General features: G+C 72.2%; 6 protein-coding genes. 2 read left to right on the forward strand and 4 right to left on the reverse strand.

The genetic code is table 11. The features are described 5' to 3' along the window. Positions 1-124 precede the first annotated feature (124 nt). Positions 125-901: an SGNH/GDSL hydrolase family protein gene (locus tag ABZ374_RS38350; protein WP_360320604.1), complete on the reverse strand. Its 777-nt coding sequence runs from the start codon at positions 899-901 to the stop codon at positions 125-127. 121 nt (positions 902-1,022) lie between these two features. After that, on the reverse strand, positions 1,023-1,628 hold the full coding sequence (locus tag ABZ374_RS38355) for a class I SAM-dependent methyltransferase (protein WP_360320607.1): 606 nt from the start codon (positions 1,626-1,628) through the stop codon (positions 1,023-1,025). Positions 1,629-1,846: 218 nt separating this feature from the next. On the opposite strand from ABZ374_RS38355, the gene ABZ374_RS38360 reads away from it, so the two are divergent. Next, on the forward strand, positions 1,847-2,275 hold the full coding sequence (locus ABZ374_RS38360; RefSeq protein ID WP_360320610.1) for a response regulator: 429 nt from the start codon (positions 1,847-1,849) through the stop codon (positions 2,273-2,275). Positions 2,276-2,327: 52 nt separating this feature from the next. On the opposite strand, the gene ABZ374_RS38365 is transcribed toward ABZ374_RS38360, so the two are convergent. Next, a complete protein-coding gene (locus tag ABZ374_RS38365) occupies positions 2,328-3,362 on the reverse strand; it encodes a TetR/AcrR family transcriptional regulator C-terminal domain-containing protein (RefSeq protein WP_360320613.1) in 1,035 nt (344 codons plus the stop codon). Between the two features lie 287 nt (positions 3,363-3,649). Here ABZ374_RS38365 and ABZ374_RS38370 point away from each other — a divergent pair, with 287 nt between their 5' ends. After that, positions 3,650-5,275: an MFS transporter gene (locus ABZ374_RS38370; RefSeq protein WP_360320616.1), complete on the forward strand. Its 1,626-nt coding sequence runs from the start codon at positions 3,650-3,652 to the stop codon at positions 5,273-5,275. A gap of 79 nt (positions 5,276-5,354) precedes the next feature. On the opposite strand, the gene ABZ374_RS38375 is transcribed toward ABZ374_RS38370, so the two are convergent. Continuing rightward, positions 5,355-6,242: a class I SAM-dependent methyltransferase gene (locus ABZ374_RS38375; RefSeq protein ID WP_360320619.1), complete on the reverse strand. Its 888-nt coding sequence runs from the start codon at positions 6,240-6,242 to the stop codon at positions 5,355-5,357. Positions 6,243-6,780: the final 538 nt, after the last annotated feature.

Raw genomic sequence — 6,780 nt, forward strand, 5'->3', positions numbered from 1 at the left:
GGTTCTCCTCACCTGCACTGGGCGACTGCTGCCGTGCTAGTTAGGTAAACCTAACCAGCACGGGTCGCGGGGTGTTCCCCCGGGGTGCGCCTTTGTTGCCTGGTGTGCCCGGCCGGGCCCCTGTTCACCGCCACGGGGTGAGATCGGCGCGCTTGGGCGGGCGGCCATCGCCGGAGGAGCGGCCGGTGGCCCGGCGGGCGAGCCACGGGCCCAGATGGGTCCTGGCCCAGCGCACGTCGGCGCGCCGGCGATCGCTCCAGGCCGCCGGCGCGGCGGCGGGCAGCGGGGCGCGCCAGTCGAATTCGGCGGGTAGCCCCAGGGCCTGGGCGGTGGCCTCGGCGACCCGGCGATGCCCCTCGGTGGACAGGTGCAGGCGATCGTCGGCCCACATCCGGGGGTCGTCGAACGCGCGCACGGTGAACAGGTCGACCACGGTGGCGTCGTGCCGCGCGGCGACGGTGTCCACGAAGGCGACCAACTGCTCGATCCGGGGCATCAGTCGGGCCGACGAGCGCAGTCGGCGAGTGGGGTCGGTGCTGCGGAACAACACCATTTGCCCGCCGCCGGCGGCCAGCTCGGCGGCGGCCTGTTCGAACACCGCGCAGACCGCGCCGACGTCGCAGCGCGGGCGCAGCACGTCGTTGAGGCCGCCGGCCAGGGTGATCAGGTCGCCGCCGAGCGCGGCGGCGATGTCGATCTGTTCGTCGGCGATCTGGCGGATCAGCTTCCCGCGCACGGCGAGGTTGGCGTAGCGCAGGGTCGGCGTGTCGACGGACAACCGGTCCGCGAGCAGGTCGGCCCAGCCGCGGTAGCTGCCGTCGGCGGCGAGGTCGGACATTCCCTCGGTGAAGGAGTCACCGACCGCGACGAAACTCGTGAAGGTGGGATGTGGTGTGTGCATGGCCGGAAAAGCCTAGCCGCCGGCGCGAACGGGTCGGCGCGGGGCGGCGGATCGGGGCCGGGGTTCCCCTGATCGTCGCAACCCGAGACCGGGGGCGGGCGAGCCGCGCGGGCCCCGACGCTCAGCGCCGGCGGGCCACGCCGAAGAAGTAGTCGCCCAGCAGGGACTTGCTGCCGACCACGTCGAGCCCGTGCCGGGGGAGTTCGTCGAGGAAGTCCCGGTCGCCGAAGCGATCCTCGGTGGGATGGTCGAACAGGAACGCGAGGCTGGGCCGGGCCAGCGCGCGAGCGGTCATCTCGGAGAAGTAGAACCGGCCGCCGGGGCGCAACACCCGGCCCACCTCGGCCAGGCACGCACGCCAGTCGGTGATGTGGTGCACGATCGCGAAATCGAAGACCGCGTCGTAGCTCGCGTCCGCCGCGCCCAGGCCCGCCCGCAGGTCGGTGGCCGAACACTCGACCAGCGCCACCCGGCTGTTGCCGTGCCAGCGCCGGCGCGCCCGGGCCAGCGAGGCGGAGTCCAGGTCGATGCCGTCCACTCGCGCCGCGCCGAACCGGTTCAGGATCAGGTCGATGCCCCGGCCGGTGCCGCAGCCGATCTCCAGGGCATGCGCACCGGGATCGAGCCGGCCACCCAGGCGCAGCAACAACGGCGTCTCGTACCAGACCTGCGGGGCCCGGCGAAGGGGGCTGGCGACGACGATCTTCTCGACCGTGTTCATCCGCATGGCGTACTCCCCTGATTGCCGAGTGTGGCCGGCGCACCACGATGGGCCATCTCGTGGACGACGTCAAGGACGCGGGGGCGGGTCGGGTGGGCACTCCTGTGCGACGGACGGGAGGCGTTAGCCTTCGGACGTGGGTCGGTGGTGCGAGCGCGCCGAATTCGCCGAGTGATGCCGGTCCGGGGCGCGGGTCGGTCGGGGCCGTGACCGAAGGTGGTGCGATGAGCCGGACCGCGATGACAGGAACGTTGACGGTGTTGCTGGTGGAGGACGATCCGGGCGACGCGTTGATGATCGAGGAGGCGTTGCTCGATCGGGAGCGGGGTCACTCGTTGAGCCGGGCCGCGGACGGCATGGAGGCGCTGGAGTGGTTGCGCACCCACCCTCGGCCGGACCTGGTGATCCTGGACCTGAACATGCCCAGGATGGACGGCCGCGAGTTGTTGTCGGCGATGAAGGCCGACGAGCGGTGGCGGACGATCCCGGTGGTGGTGCTGACCACGTCGGCCGCGCCGGACGACGTGCGGCGCAGCTACGACCTGCACGCCAACGCCTTCGTGACCAAGCCGGTGGAGTTGGAGTCGTTCCTGGCGGCGGTGCGGGGCATCGACGAGTTCTTCCTGCAGTTGGTGACGCTGCCGCGCGGCTGAGGGGTGGTCGCCCGGTCGGCGGCCCGCGTCCCGCCATTCGGGTGCGGCCCGTTCACCCGGTCGGGGGGACCAGCGGCGCGATGCCGTCCAGCAGGCGTTCGAGTCCGAAGTCGAACAGTGAATCGAGATCCATTTCCAGCTCCGGATCCGTCAGCGCGGCGGCGTACATCGGGAAGTGGCCGCTGCGCAGAATCAGGTCCATCGTCGCGTCCTGGGCCTGCATCCACTCGTCGCTGGAGATGCCGGTGGCCCGCTCCGCCTCGAACTCGGTCGCGATGTTGACGGCGGTACCCCGGACGTAGTTCAACAGCGTCACCGCGATGTGCATCATCACCTTGGGCGGCAGCCCGGTGAATTCGGCCATCGCCCACTCCACGTGCGCCATGCCGCGCACCGTCGGCAGCGGACGCGTCATCGACATGACGTGGGCCAGCCACGGGTGCCTGCGATACATCTGCCACTGGAGCCGGGCCGAGGTCTCCAAACGGACCCGCCAGCCCACCTGTTCGTGCGACGGGAGGGGCGGTTCGCCGAACACGCTGTCGGCCATCGCGGCGAGCAGGTCCTCCTTGCCGGGCACATGCCGGTACAGGCTCATCGCGGCCACGCCCAGTTCGGCGGCGATCTGGCGCATCGACACCGCGGCCAGACCGCGTTCGTCGGCGATCGCCACGGCGGCCGATACGACGCGCTCGCGGGTGAGTTCGGCGTCGGTGCGTGGGGGGTGCACGGGCGGTACGGCGATGGTCGCGGCGCGCGGGCGGCGGTCCTGGGGGGCCGAGGGGCCCGGGTGATTCGGGTGGTCGGCGCGGCCCGGGTGGTCGGCGTGGCCGGGGCGCTCGGCGACCACGGTGCCGATGCCGCGTACGGCACGGACCAGGCCGGCCTCGCGCAGCGCGGTGAGGACCTTGGTCGCGGTGGCCATCGCCACGCCCCATTCGGCGGTGATCGCCCGGGTGGAGGGGACCCGGTCGCCGGGCCGCAACTCGCCGGCCTCGATGCGGCGGCGCAGCTCGGCGGCGATCCGGGTCGAGGGGGTGGCCGGGGTGGTGGGGGCCGGGGGGGCGGGGGGAGTGGGGTGGGTCATCGAGGTCTCCCGGGCGGTTGGGTCGTTGGGTGGTGGGCGGGCCGGCGGTTGTGGTGGCAGGGCCGGCGTCGGTGGTGCGTGCTCGTGGTGCCGGTGCACTAGGGCGGTGATGGGTGCACTATAGGGTGCGGATGGCCTCGGTGGGTAGTGCAGTCGTTTTGGTGCACTACTTGGTGAAGGCTTTATCTGCCTTGGATTCAAGGCCGTTGCGTGGGTCTGTGGATGCTGCTTACTCTGTACGCGTTCAGCGCGTACGCCGTATAGGTGCATCACTGGGGGAGATTTTCGTGACGACCGTCGAGACATCCGAGCAGCCCGGGGCGGTGCCGTTGGCAGGGCGGCGGGAGTGGGTCGGGCTGGCCGTACTGCTGCTGCCGCTGCTGTTGGTGAGCATGGACGTGTCGGTCCTCTACTTCGCGGTGCCGTTCATCGGCCGCGCGTTGGAGCCGACCGGCACGCAGCAGTTGTGGATCCTGGACATGTACGGATTCGTGCTCTCCGGCCTGCTGATCGTGATGGGTGCGCTCGGCGACCGGATCGGCCGGCGGCGACTGCTGCTGGTGGGCGCGGCGATGTTCGGCGGCGCGTCGCTGGTGGCCGCGTATGCGCACAACGCGGAGACGTTGATCGCGGCCCGGGCGCTGCTGGGCGTGGGCGGCGCGGCGTTGATGCCGTCCACGCTCGCGCTGATTCGCACCATGTTCCTCGACCCCAAGCAGCGCGGGACCGCGATCGCGATCTGGACGGCCGTGATGACCGGCGGGATCTCGCTCGGGCCGATCCTGTCCGGCGTGCTCGTCGAACACTTCTGGTGGGGCTCGATCTTCCTGATCAACGTGCCGGCGATGGCGTTCCTGCTGTTCCTGGTCCCGGTGTTCGTGCCGCGCCATCGGGGCCTGGCCCGGGGGCCGTTCGATCTGATCGGCGCGGTGTTGTCGCTGGGCACGTTGTTGCCGGTGGTCTACGGGATCAAGGAGATCGCCCGCTCCGGAGCGGCCACCCTGCCGGTGCTGAGCATCGGCTTCGGGCTGATCGTCGGCGCCCTGTTCGTGCGTCGCCAACTCACCGCCACGCACCCGCTGTTGGATCTGGAACTGCTGCGCATGCGGGCGTTCGGCGGGTCGGTGGTGGCCAATGTGTTGTCGATGTTCGCGATCGTCGGCTTCGCCATCTTCACGACGCAGTACCTGCAATCGGTGCTCGGGATGAGTCCGTTGCGGGCCGCGCTGTGGAGCCTGGTGCCCTCGGGAGCGGTGGCGGTGGCGACTCCGGTGGCCACCGTGCTGGCCCGGCGGATGGACAGGGTGTGGGTGATGTGTGGCGGGTTCGTGCTCGCCGCGGGCGGCTTCACGGTGTTGGCCGGGGCTCGGCCGGACTCCCCGTTGGTGCTGCTGCTCGGCGGGTCGGCGGTGTACGCGGCGGGCGTGGTCGCGGTGATGACCCAGGTGACCGAGATGGCGATGGGCGTCGCGCCGGCCGACCGCGCCGCGTCCGCCTCGGCGGTGTTGGAGTCCGGGAGCGAACTGGGCGGCGCGCTGGGCATGGCGCTGCTGGGCACGATCGGCGACGCGGTCTACCACCGCGCGATGGCGGATACGGCGCCGAGCGGGCCGGCCCGGGAGACGCTCGGCGGCGCGCAGGCGGTGGCGGCGCACCTGCCGGAGGATTCCGGCCGGGCACTGGTGGACTCGGCTCGGGAGGCGTTCTGCGACGGGATGAACTCGGCGGCGATCGGGGCGGTGGTGGTGATGATGGTCGCGGCGGTGTACTGCGCCCGGTTCTTGCGGGGGGTGCCGGTTGCGAACGGTGGCGGCGTGAGCGTCGAGGACGGTGTGGGTTCGAGGTCGGAAGCGGATTCCGGTTTGGGTGATCGGGCGGCGGTCGGGTCGGGGGAGGCGTCGCAGGTGCGGTGAAACGACGGGCGGGGCAGGGGGCACGATCGGCTTGGCGCCGGTCGTGCCCCTTCCGCCTGTCGGGGGTCCGCCGACGAGGTCACCTGCGGGCGCAGGCGCGGGCGGTGTGGATGGTGGTGGCGGCGAGGTAGAAGGCATCCGGGCGCCACAGGATGCCGGTGTCGGCGTCGGTGTCGAGCAGGGCGTCCAGTGTGGCCAGGTCACGCTCGTCGAGGCGGTCGGCCAACAGGGCTCGGCGGTGCGACAGTTCGGCGTACAGGTGTTCGCGCGGCGCGGCGTCCAAGGGCGAGGGCAGGTCGATCAGGAACGAGTGCGAGCCGGTGGGCACCAGGCCGGCGCGGGCCAGCATGGCGGGCCAGTCCTCGACCTCGGCGCGCGCACCGGGCAGGGACGCGCGCAACTCGGCGAACCAGTCCTCGTGGGCGGCGTCCAACCGGGCCTGGAGCCCGGGCCGGCCGATGCCGATGTCGCGGGGCAGGAAGCGCGGGGCCAGGCTGCGTTCGGCGACCGCGATCACCCCGCCGGTGCGCAGCACCCGGGCCAGCGCGTCCAGGGCTGCCTGCTGGTCGCCCAGGTGGTGCACGACGTCACCGGCCCAGACCACGTCGGCGCTGCCCAGGGCGGGCAGGTCGGCGGGCAGGTCGACCCGGTGGGTACGGACCCGGTCGCCCAGCCCCTCGCGCCGTGCCCGGGCCCCGGCTCGGGCGAGCAGGGTCGGGCTGGGCGCGCCGGCGACCACGTCGGCGTTGGGGAAGTAGCGGGCCAGCAGGCAGGAGGCGATGCCCGGACCGCCGCCGAGGTCGAGGATGCGATCCACCCGGGCCAGCGTGTGGTCGCCGTGGAGCGCCAGATCGCGCAGGCGCGTGGCGGCCTGTTCCAGGAAGGGCGCGTGCAGCTCGGCCTCGCGTTCGAGGTACGACCCGGCGGCGTCCCGATCCAGGTCGTCCGGGCTGGGGTGGCTGGTCATCGCTGGGTCTCCCGAGGTCGGGGCGCTCATCGTGGTGGGCGGCCGGGGGCGATCTTGTGTGGTGGGGGGTGCAACGTCGGGGGAGGGGTGCGGTAATCCGGGGGCGGGTTGGGGGCGGGAGCGGGTGGGGAGAGCGGCGAGTCGGAGGGGCTGGGGCGCGGGTCGGGTGTGGAAGCTGGGTTGGGGTCGTGAGGGTGGTGGGTGGGTCTGAGTCGTGGGTCGGGCGCGGCAGGCGGGCCGGGGTGGGGAGTGCGGCGAGTCGGAGGGCTGGGGCGTGGGTCGGGTGTGGAAGTTGGGTTGGGGTCGTGAGGGCAGCGAGGGGGTGGGGCTGGGGTGCGAGCGGAGCGAGCCGAGAAGGTTCGAGACGCGAGCCGGGCTCGGGGCCGGGGCCTGGGTCGTGAGCGGAGCGGGCGGGTGGGGGGGGGCTTTCGGCGATGCGGCGCTGCTTTTTATTGGGCGCCTTCGGCGCCGGCTCGCGAGGCACCACTTTTTTGTTCCGTCGCGGGCTCCTCCACAAAAAAGTGGCCCCTCGCTCGTG

The sequence above is a fragment of the Embleya sp. NPDC005971 genome, assembly GCF_040629175.1.
Lineage (GTDB): Bacteria > Actinomycetota > Actinomycetes > Streptomycetales > Streptomycetaceae > Embleya.

What these genes read in the sequence shown, in the direction of transcription:
- ABZ374_RS38350 (WP_360320604.1), bottom strand. Translation starts at nt 901, where the DNA reads ATGCACACACCACATCCCACCTTCACGAGTTTCGTCGCGGTCGGTGAC.
- ABZ374_RS38355 (WP_360320607.1), bottom strand. Translation starts at nt 1,628, where the DNA reads ATGCGGATGAACACGGTCGAGAAGATCGTCGTCGCCAGCCCCCTTCGC.
- ABZ374_RS38360 (WP_360320610.1), top strand. Translation starts at nt 1,847, where the DNA reads ATGAGCCGGACCGCGATGACAGGAACGTTGACGGTGTTGCTGGTGGAG.
- ABZ374_RS38365 (WP_360320613.1), bottom strand. Translation starts at nt 3,362, where the DNA reads ATGACCCACCCCACTCCCCCCGCCCCCCCGGCCCCCACCACCCCGGCC.
- ABZ374_RS38375 (WP_360320619.1), bottom strand. Translation starts at nt 6,242, where the DNA reads ATGACCAGCCACCCCAGCCCGGACGACCTGGATCGGGACGCCGCCGGG.